At 69.4% G+C, this 20435-nt stretch carries 22 protein-coding genes; 4 read left to right on the forward strand and 18 right to left on the reverse strand.

The features are described from left to right. Window positions 1–205 precede the first annotated feature (205 nt). Window positions 206–778: a cob(I)yrinic acid a,c-diamide adenosyltransferase gene (locus KWI83_RS33985; RefSeq protein WP_218518241.1), complete on the forward strand. Its 573-nt coding sequence runs from the start codon at window positions 206–208 to the stop codon at window positions 776–778. On the opposite strand, the gene KWI83_RS33990 is transcribed toward KWI83_RS33985, so the two are convergent. After that, window positions 695–1321: a hypothetical protein gene (locus tag KWI83_RS33990; RefSeq protein WP_218518242.1), complete on the reverse strand. Its 627-nt coding sequence runs from the start codon at window positions 1319–1321 to the stop codon at window positions 695–697. The two genes, KWI83_RS33985 and KWI83_RS33990, sit on opposite strands and share 84 nt — an antisense overlap. A gap of 151 nt (window positions 1322–1472) precedes the next feature. Between KWI83_RS33990 and KWI83_RS33995 the strand changes: the two genes are divergently transcribed. The 3 genes from KWI83_RS33995 to KWI83_RS34005 all read left to right on the forward strand — a co-directional run bounded on the left by KWI83_RS33995 (window position 1473) and on the right by KWI83_RS34005 (window position 5248). Continuing rightward, entirely contained in the window at window positions 1473–2660 is a 1188-nt protein-coding gene (locus tag KWI83_RS33995) for a sensor histidine kinase (protein WP_218518243.1), read from the forward strand. Continuing rightward, a complete protein-coding gene (locus KWI83_RS34000) occupies window positions 2657–3337 on the forward strand; it encodes a response regulator transcription factor (RefSeq protein WP_218518244.1) in 681 nt (226 codons plus the stop codon). The genes KWI83_RS33995 and KWI83_RS34000 overlap by 4 nt, the downstream gene beginning before the upstream one ends. 81 nt (window positions 3338–3418) lie before the next feature. After that, window positions 3419–5248: a glycoside hydrolase family 18 chitinase gene (locus KWI83_RS34005; protein ID WP_218518245.1), complete on the forward strand. Its 1830-nt coding sequence runs from the start codon at window positions 3419–3421 to the stop codon at window positions 5246–5248. Between the two features lie 16 nt (window positions 5249–5264). Here KWI83_RS34005 and KWI83_RS34010 read toward each other — a convergent pair whose 3' ends face one another. The 17 genes from KWI83_RS34010 to rpmE all read right to left on the reverse strand — a co-directional run bounded on the left by KWI83_RS34010 (window position 5265) and on the right by rpmE (window position 20365). After that, a complete protein-coding gene (locus KWI83_RS34010) occupies window positions 5265–5711 on the reverse strand; it encodes a DUF2550 domain-containing protein (RefSeq protein ID WP_180687787.1) in 447 nt (148 codons plus the stop codon). A gap of 129 nt (window positions 5712–5840) precedes the next feature. Continuing rightward, complete coding sequence (locus KWI83_RS34015; RefSeq protein WP_218518246.1) at window positions 5841–6218, reverse strand: F0F1 ATP synthase subunit epsilon; 378 nt, start codon at window positions 6216–6218, stop codon at window positions 5841–5843. Between the two features lie 119 nt (window positions 6219–6337). Beyond that, a complete protein-coding gene (gene atpD, locus KWI83_RS34020) occupies window positions 6338–7774 on the reverse strand; it encodes a F0F1 ATP synthase subunit beta (RefSeq protein ID WP_218518247.1) in 1437 nt (478 codons plus the stop codon). Window positions 7775–7776: 2 nt separating this feature from the next. Then, window positions 7777–8691, reverse strand: a complete 915-nt coding sequence (locus tag KWI83_RS34025; protein ID WP_218518248.1) for a F0F1 ATP synthase subunit gamma — start codon at window positions 8689–8691, stop codon at window positions 7777–7779. 21 nt (window positions 8692–8712) lie between these two features. Continuing rightward, a complete protein-coding gene (gene atpA, locus KWI83_RS34030) occupies window positions 8713–10305 on the reverse strand; it encodes a F0F1 ATP synthase subunit alpha (protein WP_218518249.1) in 1593 nt (530 codons plus the stop codon). Window positions 10306–10427: 122 nt separating this feature from the next. Then, window positions 10428–11243 carry a F0F1 ATP synthase subunit delta gene (locus tag KWI83_RS34035; protein ID WP_218518250.1) on the reverse strand — a complete coding sequence of 272 codons (816 nt, stop codon included), beginning with the start codon at window positions 11241–11243 and terminating at the stop codon, window positions 10428–10430. Then, complete coding sequence (locus KWI83_RS34040) at window positions 11240–11788, reverse strand: F0F1 ATP synthase subunit B (RefSeq protein ID WP_218518251.1); 549 nt, start codon at window positions 11786–11788, stop codon at window positions 11240–11242. The genes KWI83_RS34035 and KWI83_RS34040 overlap by 4 nt, the downstream gene beginning before the upstream one ends. A gap of 38 nt (window positions 11789–11826) precedes the next feature. Then, on the reverse strand, window positions 11827–12063 hold the full coding sequence (gene atpE / locus KWI83_RS34045; protein WP_171118085.1) for an ATP synthase F0 subunit C: 237 nt from the start codon (window positions 12061–12063) through the stop codon (window positions 11827–11829). A gap of 75 nt (window positions 12064–12138) precedes the next feature. After that, the gene (gene atpB, locus KWI83_RS34050) at window positions 12139–12909 is read right to left on the reverse strand and encodes a F0F1 ATP synthase subunit A (protein ID WP_218518264.1); all 771 of its coding nucleotides are present in this window, start codon (window positions 12907–12909) and stop codon (window positions 12139–12141) included. A 273-nt stretch (window positions 12910–13182) separates the two neighbouring features. After that, window positions 13183–13620: a hypothetical protein gene (locus tag KWI83_RS34055; protein WP_218518252.1), complete on the reverse strand. Its 438-nt coding sequence runs from the start codon at window positions 13618–13620 to the stop codon at window positions 13183–13185. Between the two features lie 286 nt (window positions 13621–13906). Then, entirely contained in the window at window positions 13907–15214 is a 1308-nt protein-coding gene (locus tag KWI83_RS34060) for an MraY family glycosyltransferase (RefSeq protein WP_218518253.1), read from the reverse strand. 129 nt (window positions 15215–15343) lie between these two features. After that, complete coding sequence (glyA, locus tag KWI83_RS34065) at window positions 15344–16594, reverse strand: serine hydroxymethyltransferase (protein ID WP_218518254.1); 1251 nt, start codon at window positions 16592–16594, stop codon at window positions 15344–15346. Between the two features lie 86 nt (window positions 16595–16680). Further along, entirely contained in the window at window positions 16681–17361 is a 681-nt protein-coding gene (locus tag KWI83_RS34070) for a protein-tyrosine-phosphatase (protein ID WP_218518255.1), read from the reverse strand. After that, complete coding sequence (locus tag KWI83_RS34075) at window positions 17358–18005, reverse strand: L-threonylcarbamoyladenylate synthase (RefSeq protein ID WP_196459305.1); 648 nt, start codon at window positions 18003–18005, stop codon at window positions 17358–17360. Before KWI83_RS34075 ends, KWI83_RS34070 begins: the two co-directional genes overlap by 4 nt. Window positions 18006–18056: 51 nt before the next feature. Then, the gene (gene prmC / locus KWI83_RS34080) at window positions 18057–18896 is read right to left on the reverse strand and encodes a peptide chain release factor N(5)-glutamine methyltransferase (RefSeq protein ID WP_218518265.1); all 840 of its coding nucleotides are present in this window, start codon (window positions 18894–18896) and stop codon (window positions 18057–18059) included. A 71-nt stretch (window positions 18897–18967) separates the two neighbouring features. Next, window positions 18968–20035, reverse strand: a complete 1068-nt coding sequence (prfA, locus tag KWI83_RS34085; protein WP_218518256.1) for a peptide chain release factor 1 — start codon at window positions 20033–20035, stop codon at window positions 18968–18970. 108 nt (window positions 20036–20143) lie between these two features. Next, complete coding sequence (gene rpmE / locus KWI83_RS34090; RefSeq protein ID WP_030740744.1) at window positions 20144–20365, reverse strand: 50S ribosomal protein L31; 222 nt, start codon at window positions 20363–20365, stop codon at window positions 20144–20146. Between the last annotated feature and the right edge of the window lie 70 nt (window positions 20366–20435).

The raw sequence follows: 20435 nt of genomic DNA on the forward strand, positions 1-20435 counted from the left end.
CGACTCCCCTGGTACGCGCTGTCGTTCTTCTCTCGGGCGGACACTAGCGCTCGTGAGGGCCGGTGTGACCGGTAAGTAACGCGCGTCACGTCTCACATGACGGACATCACACCGGCACGGCTCATCGGGCGCCCCGTACGGCGTAGTTGGGCACCTGGCCGATGACGCCGGGCCCGGCGTGGCCGGACGTGACTACGCTGGCCTCATGGTCAATCTGACGCGCATCTACACCCGCACCGGCGACCAGGGCACCACCGCCCTCGGTGACATGAGCCGGGTCGCCAAGACGGATCTGCGGATCTCGGCCTACGCGGACGCCAACGAGGCCAACGCGGTGATCGGTACGGCGATCGCGCTGGGCAACCTGGACGAGGAGGTCGTCAAGGTCCTCACCCGCGTGCAGAACGACCTGTTCGACGTGGGTGCGGACCTGTCGACGCCGGTGGTGGAGAAGCCTCAGTTCCCGCCGCTGCGGGTCGAGCAGTTCTACATCGACCGTCTGGAGGCGGACTGCGACCGCTTCAACGAACGGCTGGAGAAGCTCCGCTCCTTCATCCTGCCGGGCGGCACCCCGGGCGCCGCCCTGCTCCACCAGGCCTGCACGGTCGTACGCCGGGCGGAACGCTCGACGTGGGCCGCCCTGGAGGTGCACGGGGAGACCATGAACCCTCTGACGGCCACCTACCTCAACCGGCTATCGGACCTGCTCTTCATCCTTGCGCGGACGGCCAACAAGGATGTCGGTGACGTGCTCTGGGTCCCGGGCGGGGAGCGCTGACTTCTCCTCGCGGGGCGCCTTCTTCGGCCAGATCGCGTACGACAGCGCGATCAGGCCGTGGATGCCGGCCGCACGCCAGGCGATGAAGATCCAGCTCTCCAGGGAGCCGGTGCGGCTCGGGTCGTCCACGTACCACATGGCGGTCAGCAGCAGCACGCTCGCCACCGCGGCGGCGACGACCGTACCGAGCCAGACCCTGCCCTCGTGCCGGGCACGGGCCATCCCGTGGCGCGGCGGCCGCACGGGCGGCGCGGCACCGCCGAAGCGGTGGGCGGCGTGCCCGTCGAGCCACTTCACCGTGCGGTGACCGTGACCGACGGTGTAGCCGATGTAGACGGCCGCCAGGCCGTGCTTCCAGCTCGGGTCGGCGCCGTTCTTGAGGTCGATCGCGGTGGCGACCAGCAGGACGACCTCCAGCAACGGTTCGAGCAACAGCAGCCCCAGCCCCGTACGGCGCATCCGCAGCACGTAGCGGAAGAACAGCCCCGCGGCCAGCAGCACCCAGAAGCCGACCTCGCAGACGATGATCAGCGTGACGATCACGGCACACTCCTCTCGGTCACCCTCAAGGCTCCCGTCCGGATCCGCCGGAATCGTCGTCGCCGGTGACGAACCGCCACTGCATCCTTCGATGTACGCGCGGACCGTTCGCCAGGATCAGGCGCCGGGCGCGTCCGCCGTGTTGGATGGTGCCATGGCCGTACGACTGCCCCGCCCGCACCGTTTCGACGTGTACGTCGGGCTGGTGGGCCTGCTCGGCGGGCTGCTGCTGTGGGGCATCGGCCTCGGCGTCCGTCCGGCCGGCGAGCCGATCGTGCTGTGGTCCGGGCGCTGGGCCCTGCTGGTGCCGCTGGCCGTGATGGCGGGCTGTGAGGTGCTGCGCCGGGCCGCCCCGCGCACCGCCCTGCTGACCGCCACGGCCGCGCTGACCCTGGACACCGTCACGCAGGGCAGCCTGGTGACCGTCCTGATGTACACCGACGTGATGTACGCGGCCGTTCTGTACGGCACGCCCGCCTCGGCCCGCCGCATTCCCCGGATCACCGGCCTGCTCTCGGTGGCCGGGGCGATCGTGCCGTTCGCGATGTGGCGGGTGCCGGAGGCCCTGCTGATCGGTGTGGCCATCGGCATCGTCGCGTTCGCGCCCGCGAGCACCGGCCTGATCGTGCGCAACCACCGTGAGGCCGCCGAGGCCGCCCGGCTGCGCGCCGAGCAGACCGCGCTGCTCGCCGAGATGGACCGCGTCCAGGCCGTCACCGCCGAACGCGCCCGGATGGCGCGCGAGTTGCACGACATGGTCGCCAACCATCTCTCCGCGATCGCCATCCACTCCACGGCCGCGCTCTCCCTCGACGACCCGGACACCACCAGGCAGGCCCTCGGTGTCATCCGCGACAACAGCGTCGAGGGGCTCGCGGAGATGCGCCGCCTGATCGGCATCCTGCGGGACGACAGCGGCGACACCGAACCGGCCCCGTCCCCCACCCTCGACGGCCTGGGCGCCCTCGTCGACACCGCACGCGCCAACGGCCTCGGCGTCACCCTCGCCGCCGAGCACGGCGAGGGGCTGCCCGCGCCGGTGGAGCTCGCGGCGTACCGGATCGTGCAGGAGTCCCTCACCAACGCCCTCAAGCACGCCGGCCCCGGCCGGGTCACGGTCGCGCTGCGGCAGCGGGACGGCTCGCTGGACATCACCGTGACCAGCCCGTACGGCGACCGGGACGGGCCCCGGGCGCCCGGCTCCGGCGCCGGGCTGGTGGGGATGCGGGAGCGGGCCGCCCTGCTGGACGGCCGCTTCGAGGCGGGGCCGGAGGACTCACCCGGGGGCAAGATCTGGGCCGTACGGGTCACCCTGCCCATCACCGAAGGAGGGACCGAATGATCCGCGTGCTCGTCGCCGAGGACCAGTCCGCCGTGCGCTCCGGGCTCGTGCTCATCCTGCGCAGCGTGCCCGACATCGACGTGGTCGGCGAGGCGTCCGACGGCGAGCGGGCGGTGGAGCTGGCCCGTGAACTGCGGCCGGACCTGGTGCTGATGGACATTCAGATGCCGCGGCTGGACGGGGTGTCGGCGACCCGGCAGCTGGTGGCGGAGGGGCTGGCCGATGTCCTGGTGCTGACCACCTTCGACCTCGACGAATATGTGTTCGGCGCGCTGCGCGCCGGCGCCTGCGGGTTCCTGCTGAAGAACACGGATGCGATGGATCTGCTGGAGGCGGTGCGGACGGTGGCGCGCGGGGAGGGCCTGATCTCACCGGCGGTCACGCGCCGGCTGATCGCCGAGTTCGCCGCCAAGCCGGTACGGGAGCCGAAGGCCGACCCCGCGGTGCTGGACACCCTCACCCGGCGCGAGCGCGAGGTGCTGTCCTGTCTCGGCGAGGGGCTGTCCAACGCCGATGTCGCGGCCCGCCTCGACATGGCGGAGGCGACGGTGAAGACGCACGTCAGCCGGTTGCTGGGGAAGCTGGGGCTGCACAGCCGGGTCCAAGCGGCCGTACTGGCTCAGGAGTTGGGGATCCGACACACACATGGGGACAGTGGTCCAGACCTATTGACCTAAGGTCCAGACCTTTCTATTCTCGCGGCACTGTGGGCCTGATGGCTCAGTCATGCCCCCGACAACCCCATAAGGAGGCGCAGCATGCGCTTCAGACACCGAGCCGCGGCAGGGTTCGCGACCCTGCTGCTCCCGCTGGCCGGTCTGGTCGGTCTCGCCAGTCCCGCCCAGGCCGCCACCGAAGCCACCGCCACCTACGCCAAGACCCAGGACTGGGGCACCGGCTTCGAGGGCAAGTGGACCGTCAAGAACACCGGCACCACCACCATCAGCTCCTGGACCGTGGAGTGGGACTTCCCCTCCGGGACGTCCGTCACCTCCGCCTGGGACGCCGACGTCACCTCCTCCGGCACCCACTGGACCGCCAAGAACAAGTCCTGGAACGGCACCCTCGCCCCCGGCGCCTCCGTCTCCTTCGGCTTCAACGGCACCGGCTCCGGCGCCCCCGCCAACTGCAAGCTGAACGGCGGCAGCTGTGACGGCGGCGGCTCGGTGCCCGGCGACAACCCGCCGAGCGCCCCCGGCACCCCCTCCGCCTCCGACATCACGAACACCTCGGTGAAGCTCACCTGGAGCGCCGCCACCGACGACAACGGCATCAAGAACTACGACGTCCTGCGCGACGGCACCAAGGTCGCCACCGTCACCGGCACGACCTACACGGACACCAATCTGACCGCCGGTACCGACTACTCGTACACCGTCCAGGCCCGGGACACCGCCGACCAGACCGGCCCGGTCTCCGGCGCCCGCGCGGTCCGCACCACCGGCGGCGGCACCGACCCCGGCCCGCAGCCCGGCGAGAAGATCAACCTCGGCTACTTCACCGAGTGGGGCGTCTACGGCCGCAACTACCACGTCAAGAACCTGGTGACCTCGGGCTCCGCCGCGAAGATCACGCACATCAACTACGCGTTCGGCAACGTCAAGAACGGCCAGTGCGTCCTCGACGACGCCTACGCCGCCACCGACAAGGCCTACACCGCCGACCAGTCCGTCAGCGGCGTCGCCGACACCTGGGACCAGCCGCTGCGCGGCAACTTCAACCAGCTGCGCCAGCTGAAGGCCACGTACCCGCACATCAAGGTGCTGTGGTCGTTCGGCGGCTGGACCTACTCCGGCGGCTTCGGCCAGGCCGCGCAGAACCCGGCCGCGTTCGCCAAGTCCTGCAAGGCCGTCGTGGAGGACCCGCGCTGGGCCGACGTCTTCGACGGCATCGACATCGACTGGGAGTACCCGAACGCCTGCGGCCTGACCTGCGACACCTCGGGCCCGGCGGCGTTCCGGAACCTGATGCAGGCGCTGCGCGCCGAGTTCGGCTCGAACTACCTGGTCACCGCGGCCATCACCGCCGACGGCTCCTCCGGCGGCAAGCTCGACGCGGCCGACTACGGCGGCGCCGCCCAGTACCTCGACTGGTACAACGTGATGACGTACGACTACTTCGGCGCCTGGGACAGGACCGGCCCCACCGCCCCGCACTCGCCGCTGACGTCGTACTCCGGCATCCCGAAGGAGGGCTTCACCTCCGCCGCCGCCATCGCCAAGCTCAAGGCGAAGGGCGTCCCGGCGAGCAAGCTGCTGCTCGGCATCGGCTTCTACGGCCGCGGCTGGACCGGCGTCACCCAGTCCGCCCCCGGCGGCACGGCGACCGGCGCGGCGCCGGGCACGTACGAGGCGGGCATCGAGGACTACAAGGTGCTGAAGACCTCCTGCCCGGCCACCGGCACCATCGCCGGGACCGCGTACGCGCACTGCGGCAGCAACTGGTGGTCGTACGACACCCCGTCGACGATCGCCGGGAAGATGACCTGGGCCAAGAACCAGGGTCTGGGCGGCGCGTTCTTCTGGGAGTTCAGCGGTGACACCGGCAACGGTGAACTGGTGAGCGCCATCAGCAACGGGCTGAAGTAGCCCTGTCGAACAAGCCTTAAGCGACGTTGACGCGCTGACCGGGCGGGGCTGCCTCGAGCCACGCGAGGAAACCAGTCAGCGCGTCTTCGCTCATGGCGAGCTCCAGGCGCGTGCCCCGGTGCAGACAGGCGAGGATCACCGAGTCGGAGAGCAGCGCCAGCTCCTCCTCGCCCTCCGGGAGCCGGCGGCCGGCCACCTCGATCGCGGAGCGCTCCAGGATGCGGCGCGGGCGGGGGGCGTAGGAGAAGACGCGGAACCACTCCACGCGGTCGCCGTTGTAGCGGGCCACACCGTAGGCCCAGCCCTTGCCGCCGGTGTCGGGTTTCTCCGGCACGTCCCAGCGCAGGGAGCAGTCGAAGGTGCCGCCGGAGCGCTGGATCAGCCTGCGGCGCAGGCCGAAGACGAACAGACCCAGCACCACCAGGGCGACGACGATTCCGCACACAGTCAGAGCGAGGACCATCGACACCGACCTCCTCGTCTCCTAGGTAACGGAACGTACAAAACACCCATATCTGCCTCAGCCGCGGTCAGCTCCGGATTGCTCCGGTGCCGACCGCGGCTGAGTGACGTCATCGCACGCCGGGGTGGGTCAACGCGCCGCCGACGCGGCACGAAGCCGGACGTCCGCACGACGCTGGGCCTCGGCGTCGTCCTCCGCCTTCGCGCGCTCCAGCTCCTGCTCGACGCGCTTGACGTCGATCTCGTCGGCCAGCTCGGCGACCTCGGCCAGCAGCGACAGCTTGTTGTCGGCGAATGAGACGAAACCGCCGTGCACCGCGGCGACGACCGTTCCACCGTCACTCGTACGGATGGTCACCGGGCCCGACTCCAGCACACCGAGCAGCGGCTGGTGACCGGGCATGACGCCGATGTCGCCGGACGTGGTGCGCGCGACGACCAGGGTGGCCTCACCGGACCAGACCTGGCGGTCCGCGGCGACCAGCTCGACGTGCAGCTCAGCAGCCAAGGGTGGCTCCTCGGGTCACCACCCGGCGGTTCTGCCGGGTGTTGGTTACAAGTCTAATAGGCGTGGCAGAGGGGGCGGGACGACCCCGCCCCCTCACGACACGAGCACGAGGGCCCGGGTCAGGAGACGCCCAGCTCCTTCGCGTTCTTCTTCAGGTCCTCGATACCGCCGCACATGAAGAACGCCTGCTCGGGGAAGTGGTCGTACTCACCGTCGCAGATCGCGTTGAACGCGGCGATCGACTCGTCCAGCGGCACGTCCGAACCGTCCACGCCGGTGAACTGCTTGGCGACGTGGGTGTTCTGCGACAGGAAGCGCTCCACGCGACGGGCACGGTGGACGACGAGCTTGTCCTCCTCGCCGAGCTCGTCGATACCGAGGATCGCGATGATGTCCTGGAGGTCCTTGTACTTCTGCAGGATGTTCTTCACGCGCATGGCCGCGTTGTAGTGGTCCTGCGAGATGTAGCGCGGGTCCAGGATCCGGGACGTGGAGTCCAGCGGGTCCACGGCCGGGTAGATGCCCTTCTCGGAGATCGGACGGGACAGCACCGTCGTCGCGTCGAGGTGGGCGAAGGTGGTGGCTGGGGCCGGGTCGGTCAGGTCGTCCGCGGGGACGTAGATCGCCTGCATGGAGGTGATCGAGTGACCGCGGGTCGAGGTGATGCGCTCCTGGAGGAGACCCATCTCGTCGGCCAGGTTCGGCTGGTAGCCCACCGCGGAGGGCATACGGCCGAGCAGGGTCGACACCTCGGAACCGGCCTGCGTGAAGCGGAAGATGTTGTCGATGAAGAACAGCACGTCCTGCTTCTGCACATCGCGGAAGTACTCCGCCATGGTCAGACCGGCGAGGGCCACGCGCAGACGGGTGCCCGGAGGCTCGTCCATCTGACCGAAGACCAGTGCGGTCTTGTCGATGACGCCCGACTCCGACATCTCCTCGATGAGGTCGTTGCCCTCACGGGTGCGCTCACCGACACCGGCGAACACGGAGACACCGTCGTGGTTGTTGGCGACGCGGTAGATCATCTCCTGGATGAGCACCGTCTTGCCGACGCCGGCACCACCGAACAGACCGATCTTTCCACCCTTGACGTACGGGGTGAGAAGGTCGATGACCTTGACGCCGGTCTCGAACATCTCGGTCTTCGACTCGAGCTCGTCGAAGTTCGGCGCCTTGCGGTGGATGGACCAGCGCTCACCGTCGTAGGACTCGTCGACGTTCAGCACCTCACCGAGGGTGTTGAACACCTTGCCCTTGGTGAAGTCGCCGACCGGGACGGTGATGCCCGTGCCGGTGTCGGTGACCGCGGCCTGGCGGACCAGACCGTCGGTGGGCTGCATCGAGATCGCGCGGACCAGGCCGTCACCCAGGTGCTGGGCGACCTCCAGGGTCAGCGTCTTCTTCTCGCCCGCGTTGGCCGGGTCGGAGACCTCGACGTGAAGGGCGTTGTAGATGTCCGGCATCGCGTCGACGGGGAACTCCACGTCGACGACCGGGCCGATGACCCGCGCGACGCGGCCCGTCGCCGTGGCCGTCTCAACAGTGGTGGTCATGATCAGTCACTCCCCGCGGTCGCGTCGGCCAGGGCACTCGCGCCACCGACGATCTCGCTGATTTCCTGGGTGATTTCGGCCTGGCGGGCCTGGTTGGCAAGCCGGGTGAGCGTCTCGATCAGCTCACCGGCGTTGTCCGTCGCCGACTTCATCGCGCGCCGCGTGGCGGCGTGCTTGGAGGCGGCCGACTGGAGCAGCGCGTTGTAGATCCGGCTCTCGACGTACCGCGGCAGCAGGGCGTCCAGGACGTCCTCGGCCGACGGCTCGAAGTCGTACAGCGGGAGGATCTCGCCCTTGGGCTTGGCCTCCGCGGCGACCTCGTCGAGGCTGAGCGGCAGCAGGCGCGCGCCCAGCGCCGTCTGCGTCATCATCGACACGAACTCGGTGTAGACGATGTGGAGCTCGTCCACGCCGCCGTCCGCCGTGTCCTTCTCGATGGCCTCGATCAGCGGAGCCGCGACCTTCTTGGCGTCCGCGTACGAGGGCTCGTCGGTGAAGCCGGTCCACGACTCCGCGATCCTGCGCTCACGGAAGTTGTAGTGGGCGACACCGCGCCGGCCGACGATGTAGGTGTCGACCTGCTTGCCCTCGCGCTCCAGCTGCTCGGTGAGCTGCTCCGCCGCCTTGATGGCGTTGGAGTTGAACGCACCGGCCAGACCCCGGTCGCTGGTCAGCAGCAGCACCGCGGACCGGGTGACCGTCTCGGCCTGGGTGGTCAGCGGGTGCTTGGTGTTCGACCCGGTGCCGACCGCCGTGACCGCGCGGGTCAGTTCCTGCGCGTACGGCGTGGAGGCCGCCACCTTGCGCTGCGCCTTGACGACGCGCGAGGCGGCGATCATCTCCATCGCCTTGGTGATCTTCTTGGTCGCGGTGACGGATCGGATGCGACGCTTGTAGACCCGGAGCTGGGCTCCCATGAGTCAGGTCCCTTCCTTACGTCACTTGGCGGCAGCGGCCAGGGTGTCCTCGCCGAGGAGCTTGCCGTCGGAGGTCTCGAACTGCTTCTTGAACTCCGCGATGGCGTCCGCGATGGCGGTGAGGGTGTCGTCCGACATCTTGCCGCCCTCCTTGATGGAGGTCATGAGGCCCTGCTCCTTGCGGTGCAGGTACTCCAGGAGCTCCTTCTCGAAGCGGCGGATGTCGGCGACCGGCACCTCGTCCATCTTGCCGGTGGTGCCGGCCCAGATGGAGACGACCTGGTCCTCGGTGGACATCGGCTGGTACTGAGCCTGCTTCAGCAGCTCGACCATGCGCTGACCACGCTCCAGCTGCGCCTTCGACGCGGCGTCCAGGTCGGAACCGAAGGCGGCGAACGCCTCCAGCTCACGGAACTGCGCGAGGTCCACGCGGAGACGACCGGAGACCTGCTTCATCGCCTTGTGCTGCGCGGAACCACCGACTCGGGAGACGGAGATACCGACGTTCAGCGCGGGGCGCTGACCGGCGTTGAACAGGTCCGACTCCAGGAAGCACTGGCCGTCGGTGATGGAGATGACGTTGGTCGGGATGAACGCCGAGACGTCGTTGGCCTTGGTCTCGACGATCGGCAGACCGGTCATCGAACCGGCGCCCATGTCGTCGGAGAGCTTGGCGCAGCGCTCCAGCAGCCGGGAGTGCAGGTAGAAGACGTCACCCGGGTAGGCCTCGCGGCCCGGCGGGCGGCGCAGCAGCAGGGACACGGCGCGGTAGGCGTCGGCCTGCTTCGAAAGGTCGTCGAAGATGATCAGGACGTGCTTGCCCTCGTACATCCACTGCTGGCCGATGGCCGAGCCGGTGTACGGCGCCAGGTACTTGAAGCCGGCCGGGTCGGACGCCGGGGCGGCGACGATGGTCGTGTACTCCAGCGCGCCGTTCTCCTCCAGCGCGCGGCGGACCGACGCGATGGTGGAGCCCTTCTGGCCGATGGCGACGTAGATGCAGCGGACCTGCTTGTTCGGGTCGCCGGTGCGCCAGTTGTCGCGCTGGTTGATGATCGTGTCGACGGCCAGGGCGGTCTTGCCGGTCTGGCGGTCACCGATGATCAGCTGACGCTGACCGCGGCCGATCGGGGTCATCGCGTCGACGGCCTTGTAGCCGGTCTCCATCGGCTCGTGCACCGACTTGCGCTGCATGACCGTGGGAGCCTGCAGCTCAAGGGCGCGGCGACCCGAGGTCTCGATCTCGCCGAGGCCGTCGATCGGGTTGCCGAGGGGGTCGACCACGCGGCCGAGGTAGCCCTCGCCGACCGCGACGGAGAGGACCTCACCGGTGCGGGTGACCGGCTGACCCTCCTCGATGCCGCTGAACTCACCGAGGACGATGGCACCGATCTCGCGCTCCTCGAGGTTGAGGGCGAGGCCGAGGGTGCCGTCCTCGAACTTCAGCAGTTCGTTGGCCATGGCCGAGGGAAGACCCTCGACCTTCGCGATGCCGTCGCCGGCAAGGGTGACCGTACCGACCTCCTCGCGCGAGGCCGCGTCCGGCTTGTACGACTGGACGAAGGTCTCCAGTGCGTCCCGGATCTCCTCCGGCCGGATCGTGAGCTCCGCCATCTGGGTTCCCTGCTCTCCTTGTTGGGCCCGAAGTTTCACTTTGGGGGTCTGGGGGCGACCCCCAGGAATCCTCTGCACGGCCCAACATGGGCCGTAAGTACGTACTGCGTATTCAGTTGCGGCTAGCTCGCCAGTCGGCGCTCGGCGTCCGCGATGCGGTCCGCGAGAGAGCCGTTGATGACCTCGTCACCGACCTGCACCCGGATCCCGCCGACGACCTCGGGGTCCACGTCGAGATTGAGGTGCATCTGACGGCCGTAGAGCTTCGCCAGGACGGCGCCGAGGCGCTGCTTCTGCACGTCGCTCAGCGGCACCGCCGAGGTGACGACCGCGACCATGCGGTCCCGCCGGTCGGCGGCGAGCTTGGACAGGGACTCCAGTCCCGCTTCCAGGCTACGTCCCCGCGGCGCGGTCACAAGGCGCGTCACCAGACGCTCGGTGGCCGGGGCCGCCCGTCCGCCGAGCAGGCTGCGCAGCAGCTCGCTCTTGGCCGAGGCGGTGGCCTTGCGGTCGGTCAGCGCGGCGCGCAGCTCGGTGCTGGACGCGACGATCCGGCCGAACCGGAACAGCTCGTCCTCGACGTTGTCGAGCGTGCCGTTCTGCTGCGCGGCGGTGAGGTCGGCGGTGCTGGCCAGCACCTCCAGGGCGTCCACCAGGTCGCGCGACTGCGACCAGCGGGAGCGCACCATGCCGGCCACCAGGTCCGCGGTCTCGCCGCCGACCTGGGCGCCGAGCAGGCGCTGGACCAGCTCGGCCTTGGCCTCACCGGCCTGCGCCGGGTCGGTGAGGACCCGACGCAAGCTGACCTCGCGGTCGAGCAGCGCGGTCACCGCGGCCAGCTCGTCGGCGAGCCGCGCCGCGTCCACGGACGTGCTGTCCGTCAGCGCGTCGAGACGCTCACGTGCGGCTGCCAGGGCCTCGCGGCTCGCTCCGTTCATCGAGTCGCCTCGGCCTTCTCCTCGAGCTCGTCGAGGAAGCGGTCGATCACACGGCTCTGGCGGGCGTGGTCCTCCAGGGACTCCCCGACCAGCTTGCCGGCCAGCTCGGTGGCGAGCTTGCCGAGGTCCTGCCGCAGCGCGGACGAGGCGGCCTTGCGGTCGGCCTCGATCTGGGCGTGACCGGCGGCGACGATCTCCTCACGCTGCCGCTGGCCCTCCGCGCGCATCTCGGCGATGAGCGCGGCACCCTGCTCCTGCGCCTCCTGGCGCAGCCGCGCGGCCTCGTGCCGGGCCTCGGCGAGCTGGGCCTTGTACTGCTCAAGGACGCTCTGGGCCTCGACCTTCATGGTCTCGGCCTCTTCAATACCGCCTTCGATCGCCGCGCGGCGCTCCTCCAGAACCTTGTTGATGTTCGGAAGCAGCTTCTTCCAGAAGAAGAAGAACACGATGGCGAAGGCGATGGTGCCGACGAGCAGCTCGGGGCCCGGCGGGACGAGCGGGCTCTGCTCCTCCTCGGCCGCCAGCTGCACCAGGTTGGCGATCACATCAGTGCCTTTCGTCGAAACGTGCCAGTAAGGAGTGATTACCTACCGAACACGAACGGCATAACGATGCCGATGAGGGCGAGCGCCTCACAGAAGGCGAAGCCCAGGATCTGGTTGGCGCGGATCAGGCCGGCGGCCTCGGGCTGGCGGGCCAGGGCCTGGGTGCCGTTGCCGAAGATGATGCCGACGCCGATGCCGGGGCCGATGGCGGCGAGGCCGTAGCCGATGGAGCCGAGCGAACCGGTGACAGCGGCGAGGGTCTCAGTGGCAGCCATGCTGATTCTTCCTTCTCTTTCATGGACCGGCGGGGGTTGGCCACCGGACGTATCTGGGCTTGCGGGGCGGGGTGCTCAGTGGTGCTCGGCGAGAGCGCCCTGAATGTACGAGCAGGCGAGGAGCACGAAGACGTATGCCTGGACGGCCTGCACGAAAAGCTCGAAGAGGATCATGGCGATGGTCATGAGGAAGGACACACCGGCCGCCGGGATCATCCAGCTGTTCAGCAGGTACCAGGAGGCGACGGTGAACATGACCAGCATCAGGTGGCCGGCGAACATGTTGGCGAACAGTCGCACCGCGTGCGTGAACGGCCGGACCAGGACGTTCGAGAAGAACTCGATGATCACGACGAGCGGCAGCACCGCGCCGAGCGACTTGTCGTAGCCGGTGAGGTTCTTGAAACCGCCCACGAAGCCGTGCTTCTTGAAGGTCAGCGACATCCACACGATGTAGACGATCGCGGCGAGCACGATCGGGTACGCGATGATCGACGACACCGGGAACTGGGCCAGCGGGATCACGGACCAGACGTTCATGATCCAGATGAAGAAGAACAGCGAGACCATGAGCGGGACGTACTTCTCACCCTCCCGCTTGCCGAGGGTCTCGTAGACGATGCCGCGGCGCACGAAGTCGTAACCGGCTTCGCCGATCATCTGGAGCTTGCCCGGCACCACCTTCGCCTTGCCGAAGGCCGCCCAGAAGAAACCGATGACGATCACGGTGGTGATGAGCGCGAGCAGCATCACCTTGTTGAACTCGAACCCTCCGACCGTGGCGATCGGCTGGAAGAGGAACGAGTGCAGGCCCGGAGCCGGGAAGCCACACCCGTTGTCGGACATGATCCGACAACTCCAGTCAAAGGCGAGCTGGGTCTGGTCAGCACTCACCACGGGCTCCTTCGGCGTGACGCATGGGTACGGCAACCTCGTTGTGTCGGCGCGGCACGCGGCCGCGGGTCGGCACCGGACTGGTGTTACGGATGTGGGGGCGGCTGGGGGACATCAAGCCTCGCGATTGAGCAGGCGTCAGCTCAGATGCCCGCGCCCGCGATGCCGCAGTTGGCACCGGACGATAGCAGGAGTTCTCACTGGCCTTTATCCCGCCCCTACCCCTCACGACGAAGGCCCTGTCTTCTCGGGCTTCTCGCTCTTCGCGGGCTCCGGATCGACGTAGAAGATCTTGGCCTTCATGTGCGCACGAGCCTGCGCGGCCATCCAGACGACGGTCGCGACGACGAGGCCGATGGCGAACGTCTTCGGATGGAAGAGAGAGGTGTCCTTGAAGAGGGCGACGAAGATCAGGAGCAGCAGGAGCTGGGCGACGTAGAGCATCAGCCCCATGGCCTGGAACAGCTGCGGGAGCGTTTTTGCCGTCCACTGCAGAACGAACAGGCCGATCCCCATGAAGAGGATGGCCAGCACCGTGCCGACGGCCGCACCCAGCGCACCCTTGCCGCCGGCGACCGCGCCGCTGACGGCGACCGTCACCACACCGACAGCTGCCGCGGGCACAGCTGTCTGCAGAAGGTTCCGGGCGTCATTGGACGGCATGGCGGCAACTCCGCTTTCACAGGGGGCAGGGTGTCGTCATGGACGAGCGTAGTCCCGGGCCGAGAGAGAACCTCATTGCCGCTGGACCGTCGCACCACGGCCCTTCGGCTCTGTCCGGGGGGTTCTCGTGAACGGTATCACAAACTATTTGATGAGGTCTTTACCTGACGGTGTGCGCACTGTCACACATGAGAGTGACGATGCGCGTCTGTGCAGAAACCGAGCCGAGTTGTCTGGTATTGGGGCGTTCGTTCCCCCACGGCTTGGCAATGCTTTAGTCAGATTCTTACCTTGTGAAGCGCGAGCGGGCGCCGACGGCGGTCGCCCCGTTGGCTCCGGAGACCCCGACGGCGACCGGGGTGCGCTCGTCCTCCTCGGCCGGAGCCTCGGCCGGGACCTCCTCGGACGCGGGCGGCAGGACGACCTTGCGCCGGCGGTAGCGCGGCGGCACGAAGTGCTCGGCCCACAGCGGGGCGCGCGGCGTGAAGCGGGGCAGCAACAGCAGGACCAGGCCGATGGCGCTGAGCAGCGCCACGCTCAGCACGATCCACATGGACGCCGAGTTCACCGAGTAGCCCAGCGCGCCGAAGGCGATCAGCGCCGACCAGAAGTACATGATCAGCACGGCCCGGCTGTGCGAGTGGCCGATCTCCAGCAGCCGGTGGTGCAGATGCCCACGGTCGGCGGCGAACGGCGACTGGCCGCGCCAGGTGCGGCGCACGATCGCGAGGATCAGGTCCGCCGCCGGGATCGCGATGATGGTGAGCGGCATCAGCAGCGGGATGTAGACCGGCACCATCTGGTGCACCGCGTTGCGCTCGGAGCCGGAGAACAGCTTCATCACGTCCGGGTCGACCTGCCCGGTCACCGAGATCGCGCCCGCCGCCAGCACCAGGCCGATCAGCATGGAGCCGGAGTCACCCATGAAGATGCGCGCCGGGTGCATGTTGTGCGGCAGGAAGCCCACGCACATGCCCATCAGCACCGCCGCGAAGAGGGTGGCCGGGGCCGCGGCCTCGATGCCGTACGAGTACCAGATCCGGTAGGCGTACATGAAGAACGCGGCCGACGCGATGCACACCATCCCCGCCGCCAGCCCGTCCAGCCCGTCGACGAAGTTGACGGCGTTGATGGTGATGACGACCAGGGCGACGGTGAGCAGCGTGCCCTGCCACTGGGTCAGCGCGACCGTGCCGACGCCCGGCACCGGCAGCCACAGGATCGTCAGACCCTGCATCACCATCACACCGGCGGCGATCATCTGGCCGCCGAGCTTGATCAGGGCGTCGATCTCGAACTTGTCGTCCAGAACGCCGATCAGCCAGATCAGCGCGGCCCCGGACAGCAGCGCCCGGGGCTCGTTGGACTTCTCGAAGACCTCGCTGAGGTTGGTGAGATGGTCGGCGACCAGCAGGCCCGCGCACAGGCCGAAGAACATCGCGATCCCGCCGAGCCGTGGAGTGGGTTCCCGGTGCACATCACGCGCCCGGATCTCCGGCATCGCTCCGGCCACGATCGCGAACTTCCGCACCGGCCCTGTCAGCAGGTACGTCACCGCGGCCGTGATGCAGAGCGTCAGCAGGTATTCACGCACGGGCTTCCCCACAGGTCTCGCTGGCCATCTCAGCCCCACACCCTAGCGAGGGACGCATATGGTTGGGGACTTCCGGGTAGCGACGATGGTTGCACGTGTGGCTGTGTACGGATTCCCGGTTACCCCCACTCACGGCTGATACGGCGGCGGATACGGCGGGAATCCACCGGCCAGGTCCCGTACTTCCTCCCGCACCTGCCTGCTGTCGGCCTGGTCCCGCAGCACCTCCGCGAGCAGCTTGGCGATCCTGGCCATCTCGCCCTCCCCCATCCCCTGGGTGGTGACGGCCGCGGTGCCCAGGCGCAGGCCGCGGGCGTCGCCGTGCGGCAGGGCGCAGCAGTCGAGGATCATCCCGGCGGCGGCGAGCCGGCCGCGGGCGGTGCGGCCGTCGACGCCGAGCGGGCCCGGGTCGGCGGTGATGAGGTGGGTGTCCGTGCCGCCGGTGGTGACGGCGAGCCCCTCGGCGGCCAGCGCGGTGGCCAGGAAGCGGGCGTTGGCGACCACTTGATGGGCGTACGCCTCGAAGGCCGGTGTCGCCGCCTCGCCGAAGGCGACGGCCTTGGCGGCGATGGTGTGCATCTGGGCGCCGCCCTGGGTGAAGGGGAAGACGGCCCGGTCGACGCGTTCGGCGAGTTCGGCGCCGCACAGGAGCATGCCGCCGCGCGGTCCGCGCAGCACCTTGTGGGTGGTGGCGCACACGACATCGGCGTACGGCACCGGATTCGGCGCCGCTTTCCCGGCGACGAGTCCGATGGGGTGGGCCGCGTCGGCGATGAGGTAGGCGCCCACCTCGTCGGCGACCTCGCGGAAGGCGGCGTAGTCGATGTGCCGTGGGTAGGCGATCGAGCCGCACACGATCGCCTTGGGGCGGTGGGTGTGGGCCAGGGTGCGGACCTGGTCGTAGGCGATGAGGCCGGTCTCCTCGTCGACGCCGTAGCTCACGAAGTCGAACCAGCGGCCGGAGAAGTTGGCGGGCGAGCCGTGGGTGAGGTGGCCGCCGTACGGCAGGCCGAGGGCGAGGACCGTGTCGCCGGGGCGCAGCAGGGCGGCGTAGGCGGCGAGGACGGCCGAACTGCCCGAGTGGGACTGGACGTTGGCGTGCTCGGCGCCGAACAGCGTCCTGGCGCGCTGTACGGCGAGCCGCTCGGCGACGTCGACGATCTCGCAGCCGCCGTGGTAGCGGGACCCCGGGTAGCCCTCCGCGTACTTGTTGGCGAGCGGCGAGCCGAGAGCGGCCAGCACGGCCGGCGAGGTGAAGTTCTCGGCGGCGATCAGCTGGAGCGTGGTCGACTGCCGGTCCAGCTCCCCGAGCAGGATCTCGGCGAGCGCGGGATCCTGCCGCCGCAGGAGTTCGGCCTCTTGGGCATGGGTGACCGGCATCGTGGACTCCGGGCGTTGCGTGGAGACGTAGGTCCAATGTAGGCCGGGGTGGTCGCGGGCGCCCGCTGTCGTACGGCGGCCGGGACTCACGTCCGCGCCGCGACCCCCGTCAGCGCCGTCACGACGGGGTCGAGCGCCTGATGTATCTCGTCGCCGACCGACCGGAAGAACGTCAGCGGCGCCCCGTACGGGTCGTACACCTCGTCGGCCTCGGCGGTGGGCGCCAGCAGCCAGCCCCGCAGCGCGGCGGCGGCCCGCACCAGCGCCCGGGCCCGGGCCACCACGCCGTCCTCCAGCGGAGGCAGGGTCGCCGGGTCGATGGCCTTCACCAGCCGGGTGAACTCCTTCAGCGTGAAGGTGCGCAGCCCCGCCGAGTGCCCCATCGAGATCACCTGGGCGCGGTGGTCACGGGTGGCGGTGAGCACCAGGTCGGCACGGATCACATGCTCGTCCAGCAGCTCCCGGCCCACGAAGCCGGAGGCGTCCGCGCCGTAGTCGGCCAGCACCGTCTCGGCGTTGGCCTCCATCGGCGCGCCCTCGTGGCCCCAGGTCCCGGCGCTCTCCACGATCAGCCCGCCGCCCAGGACCCCGAGCCGCTGCGACACGAAATGCCGGGTCAGCCGCTCCGTGATGGGCGAGCGGCACACGTTTCCGGTGCTGACGTGGAGGATGCGGAAGCTGTCGCGCGGCAGCCCCACGAAGGTCGTCGTGATCTCCGCCGCGCTTTCCCGGTTGCCTATGCCACGCCCCGCGTCAGGGGCTGTCAATTGGCCACCTCAAGGTCGGGTACGACCTTGCGCAGCTCGTCCGGCGAGAGGGCGCCCTCACGCAGCAGGACGGGCACCGGGCCGGTGACGTCGACGATGGAGGACGGCACGTTGCCGGGGGTCGGGCCGCCGTCGAGGTAGACGGAGACGGAGTCGCCGAGCATCTGCTGGGCGGCGTCGCAGTCCTCCGGCGCCGGGTGCCCGGTGAGGTTCGCCGACGACACGGCCATGGGGCCGACCTCGGTGAGCAGCTCGATGGCGACCGGGTGCAGTGGCATGCGCACGGCAACCGTGCCGCGGGTGTCGCCCAGGTCCCACTGCAGGGACGGCTGGTGCTTGGCGACCAGCGTCAGCGCGCCCGGCCAGAACGCGTCGACCAGCTCCCAGGCCAGCTCGGAGAAGTCGGTGACGAGGCCGTGCAGGGTGTTCGGGGAGCCGATGAGGACGGGCGTGGGCATGTTGCGGCCCCGCCCCTTGGCCTGAAGCAGGTCGGAGACGGCCTCCGCGGAGAACGCGTCGGCGCCGATGCCGTAGACGGTGTCGGTGGGGAGGACCACCAGCTCGCCGCGGCGGACGGCGGACGCGGCCTCGCGCAGACCGGTCACGCGGTCGGTGGCGTCGTTGGTGTCGTATCGCCGTGCCATTTCAGCGGTCCTCCTCGTACACGTACTGCTGGTGCGAAGTGTGGTGGGTGCTCACGGCAACGCCTTACGGGCGGTGGCGAAGCGCGGGCGGTTGTTGAGGTCGGGGTGGTCGGCCGCGTCTGCCCAGCCCCGCTCCTCGGTGAAGATCCACGGCACCTGGCCGCCCTGGGTGTCGGCGTGCTCGATGACGACGACGCCCCCGGGGCGCAGCAGCCGGTGCGCGGTGCGTTCCAGGCCCCGGATGAGGTCGAGGCCGTCCTCGCCGGAGAACAGCGCCATCTCGGGGTCGTAGTCCCGGGCCTCGGGAGCGACGTACTCCCACTCGGTGAGCGGGATGTACGGCGGGTTGGAGATCACCAGGTCGACCTGCCCGTCGAGGTCGGGGAACGCGGTCAGGGCGTCCCCCTGGCGCAGCTCCACCCGTGACCCCTCGACGTTCTTACGGGTCCACCGCAGCGCTTCCTCGGACAGCTCCACGGCGTGCACGCGGGAGCGCGGCACCTCCTGGGCGAGGGCGAGCGCGATGGCGCCGGAGCCGGTGCACAGGTCGACGATCAGCGGCTCGACCACGTCCATGGCGCGCACGGCGTCTATGGCCCAGCCGACCACGGACTCCGTCTCCGGGCGCGGCACGAACACGCCCGGCCCGACCTGGAGTTCCAGGTACCGGAAGAAGGCCCGGCCGGTGATGTGCTGGAGCGGCTCGCGCTGCTCACGGCGCGCGACGACCTCCCAGTAGCGGGCGTCGAAGTCGGAGTCCTTCACGGAGTGCAACTCGCCCCGCTTCACGCCGTGCACGAACGCGGCGAGCTCCTCCGCGTCGGTGCGCGGCGAGGGCACGCCGGCGTCGGCCAGCCGCTGGGTGGCCTGGGCCACCTCCGCGAGCAGCAGACTGCGGGGGCTCGGGGGCCGCCCCCCAAAAGATGGCTGCACGCTCGTCCTCCGTCGTACTCGTAAGTGCCTTACGCGGCTGCGAGCTTGGCGGCCGAGTCCGCGTCGACGCAGGCCTGGATCACCGCGTCGAGGTCGCCGTCCAGGACCTGGTCCAGGTTGTACGCCTTGAAGCCGACGCGGTGGTCCGAGATGCGGTTCTCCGGGAAGTTGTACGTACGGATCTTCTCGGAGCGGTCGACGGTACGGACCTGGCTGCGGCGGGCGTCGGCGGCCTCCTTCTCCGCCTCCTCCTGCGCCATGGCGAGCAGCCTGGAGCGCAGGATACGCAGTGCCTGCTCCTTGTTCTGCAGCTGGCTCTTCTCGTTCTGGCAGGAGGCGACGACCCCGGTCGGGATGTGCGTGATGCGCACGGCGGAGTCGGTGGTGTTCACGGACTGGCCGCCGGGCCCGGAGGACCGGTAGACGTCGATGCGCAGGTCGTTCGGGTTGATCTCGACGTCGACCTCCTCGGCCTCGGGGGTGACGAGGACACCGGCCGCGGAGGTGTGGATCCGGCCCTGGGACTCGGTGGCGGGTACGCGCTGCACCCGGTGCACGCCGCCCTCGTACTTCAGGCGGGCCCAGACGCCCTGCCCGGGCTCGATCTGCCCGCGCGCCTTCACCGCGACCTGGACGTCCTTGTAGCCGCCCAGCTCGGACTCGGTGGCGTCGATGATCTCGGTCTTCCAGCCGACCCGCTCGGCGTAGCGCAGATACATGCGCAGCAGGTCACCGGCGAACAGCGCCGACTCGTCGCCGCCCGCGCCCGCCTTGATCTCCAGGATCACGTCCTTGTCGTCGCTGGGGTCGCGCGGGACCAGCAGCAGACGGAGCTTCTCCGTCAGCTCCTCGCGCTGCTGCTCCAGTTCCTTGACCTCGGCGGCGAACTCCGGGTCGTCGGCGCCCAGTTCGCGGGCCGTCTCGATGTCGTCGCCGGACTGCTTCCAGGAGCGGTACGTGGCGACGATCGGGGTCAGCTCGGCGTAGCGCTTGTTCAGCTTGCGCGCGTTCGCCTGGTCGGCGTGGACCGACGGGTCGGCGAGCTTCTTCTCCAGGTCGGCGTGCTCGGCGACGAGCTCCTCGACGGCCTCGAACATCTTCTGGCTCCTGTTGCTGGTACGGGGGTGAAGTGGGCGGGCGACCAAAAACGCCGGTCCCGGCACGCCACGTGAGGGCGCGGCCGTGGACCGGCGAAATGGGGCTCGCTACTTCTTGGAGCCGGCAGCCTTGCCGAAGCGGGCCTCGAAGCGGGCCACACGGCCACCGGTGTCGAGGATCTTCTGCTTGCCCGTGTAGAACGGGTGGCACTCGGAGCAGACCTCGGCCCGGATGGTGCCGGACTCGATCGTGCTGCGGGTGGTGAACGACGCGCCGCAGGTGCAGCTGACCTGCGTCTCGACGTACGCGGGGTGGATGTCGCGCTTCAAGGTGTCTCCTAGGTTTCGGGAGGGCGCCGGGTCGCCTGCCGCGGGGTGCGGAAGGCGTGAACCGGAGCCG

This window comes from Streptomyces sp. TRM70350 (assembly GCF_019219825.1).
Taxonomy (GTDB): domain Bacteria; phylum Actinomycetota; class Actinomycetes; order Streptomycetales; family Streptomycetaceae; genus Streptomyces.

Bases quoted from the DNA above. Each gene is read 5' to 3' on its own strand.
- atpB (WP_218518264.1), bottom strand. From the start codon at position 12,909: ATGTCCGACAACGGGTGTGGCTTCCCGGCTCCGGGCCTGCACTCGTTC.
- KWI83_RS33985 (WP_218518241.1), top strand. From the start codon at position 206: ATGGTCAATCTGACGCGCATCTACACCCGCACCGGCGACCAGGGCACC.
- KWI83_RS34025 (WP_218518248.1), bottom strand. From the start codon at position 8,691: ATGGGAGCCCAGCTCCGGGTCTACAAGCGTCGCATCCGATCCGTCACC.
- atpD (WP_218518247.1), bottom strand. From the start codon at position 7,774: ATGACCACCACTGTTGAGACGGCCACGGCGACGGGCCGCGTCGCGCGG.
- KWI83_RS33995 (WP_218518243.1), top strand. From the start codon at position 1,473: ATGGCCGTACGACTGCCCCGCCCGCACCGTTTCGACGTGTACGTCGGG.
- KWI83_RS34075 (WP_196459305.1), bottom strand. From the start codon at position 18,005: ATGGCACGGCGATACGACACCAACGACGCCACCGACCGCGTGACCGGT.
- KWI83_RS34000 (WP_218518244.1), top strand. From the start codon at position 2,657: ATGATCCGCGTGCTCGTCGCCGAGGACCAGTCCGCCGTGCGCTCCGGG.
- glyA (WP_218518254.1), bottom strand. From the start codon at position 16,594: ATGCCGGTCACCCATGCCCAAGAGGCCGAACTCCTGCGGCGGCAGGAT.
- atpE (WP_171118085.1), bottom strand. From the start codon at position 12,063: ATGGCTGCCACTGAGACCCTCGCCGCTGTCACCGGTTCGCTCGGCTCC.
- KWI83_RS34010 (WP_180687787.1), bottom strand. From the start codon at position 5,711: ATGGTCCTCGCTCTGACTGTGTGCGGAATCGTCGTCGCCCTGGTGGTG.
- KWI83_RS34055 (WP_218518252.1), bottom strand. From the start codon at position 13,620: ATGCCGTCCAATGACGCCCGGAACCTTCTGCAGACAGCTGTGCCCGCG.
- KWI83_RS34005 (WP_218518245.1), top strand. From the start codon at position 3,419: ATGCGCTTCAGACACCGAGCCGCGGCAGGGTTCGCGACCCTGCTGCTC.
- KWI83_RS34035 (WP_218518250.1), bottom strand. From the start codon at position 11,243: ATGAACGGAGCGAGCCGCGAGGCCCTGGCAGCCGCACGTGAGCGTCTC.
- prfA (WP_218518256.1), bottom strand. From the start codon at position 20,035: ATGTTCGAGGCCGTCGAGGAGCTCGTCGCCGAGCACGCCGACCTGGAG.
- atpA (WP_218518249.1), bottom strand. From the start codon at position 10,305: ATGGCGGAGCTCACGATCCGGCCGGAGGAGATCCGGGACGCACTGGAG.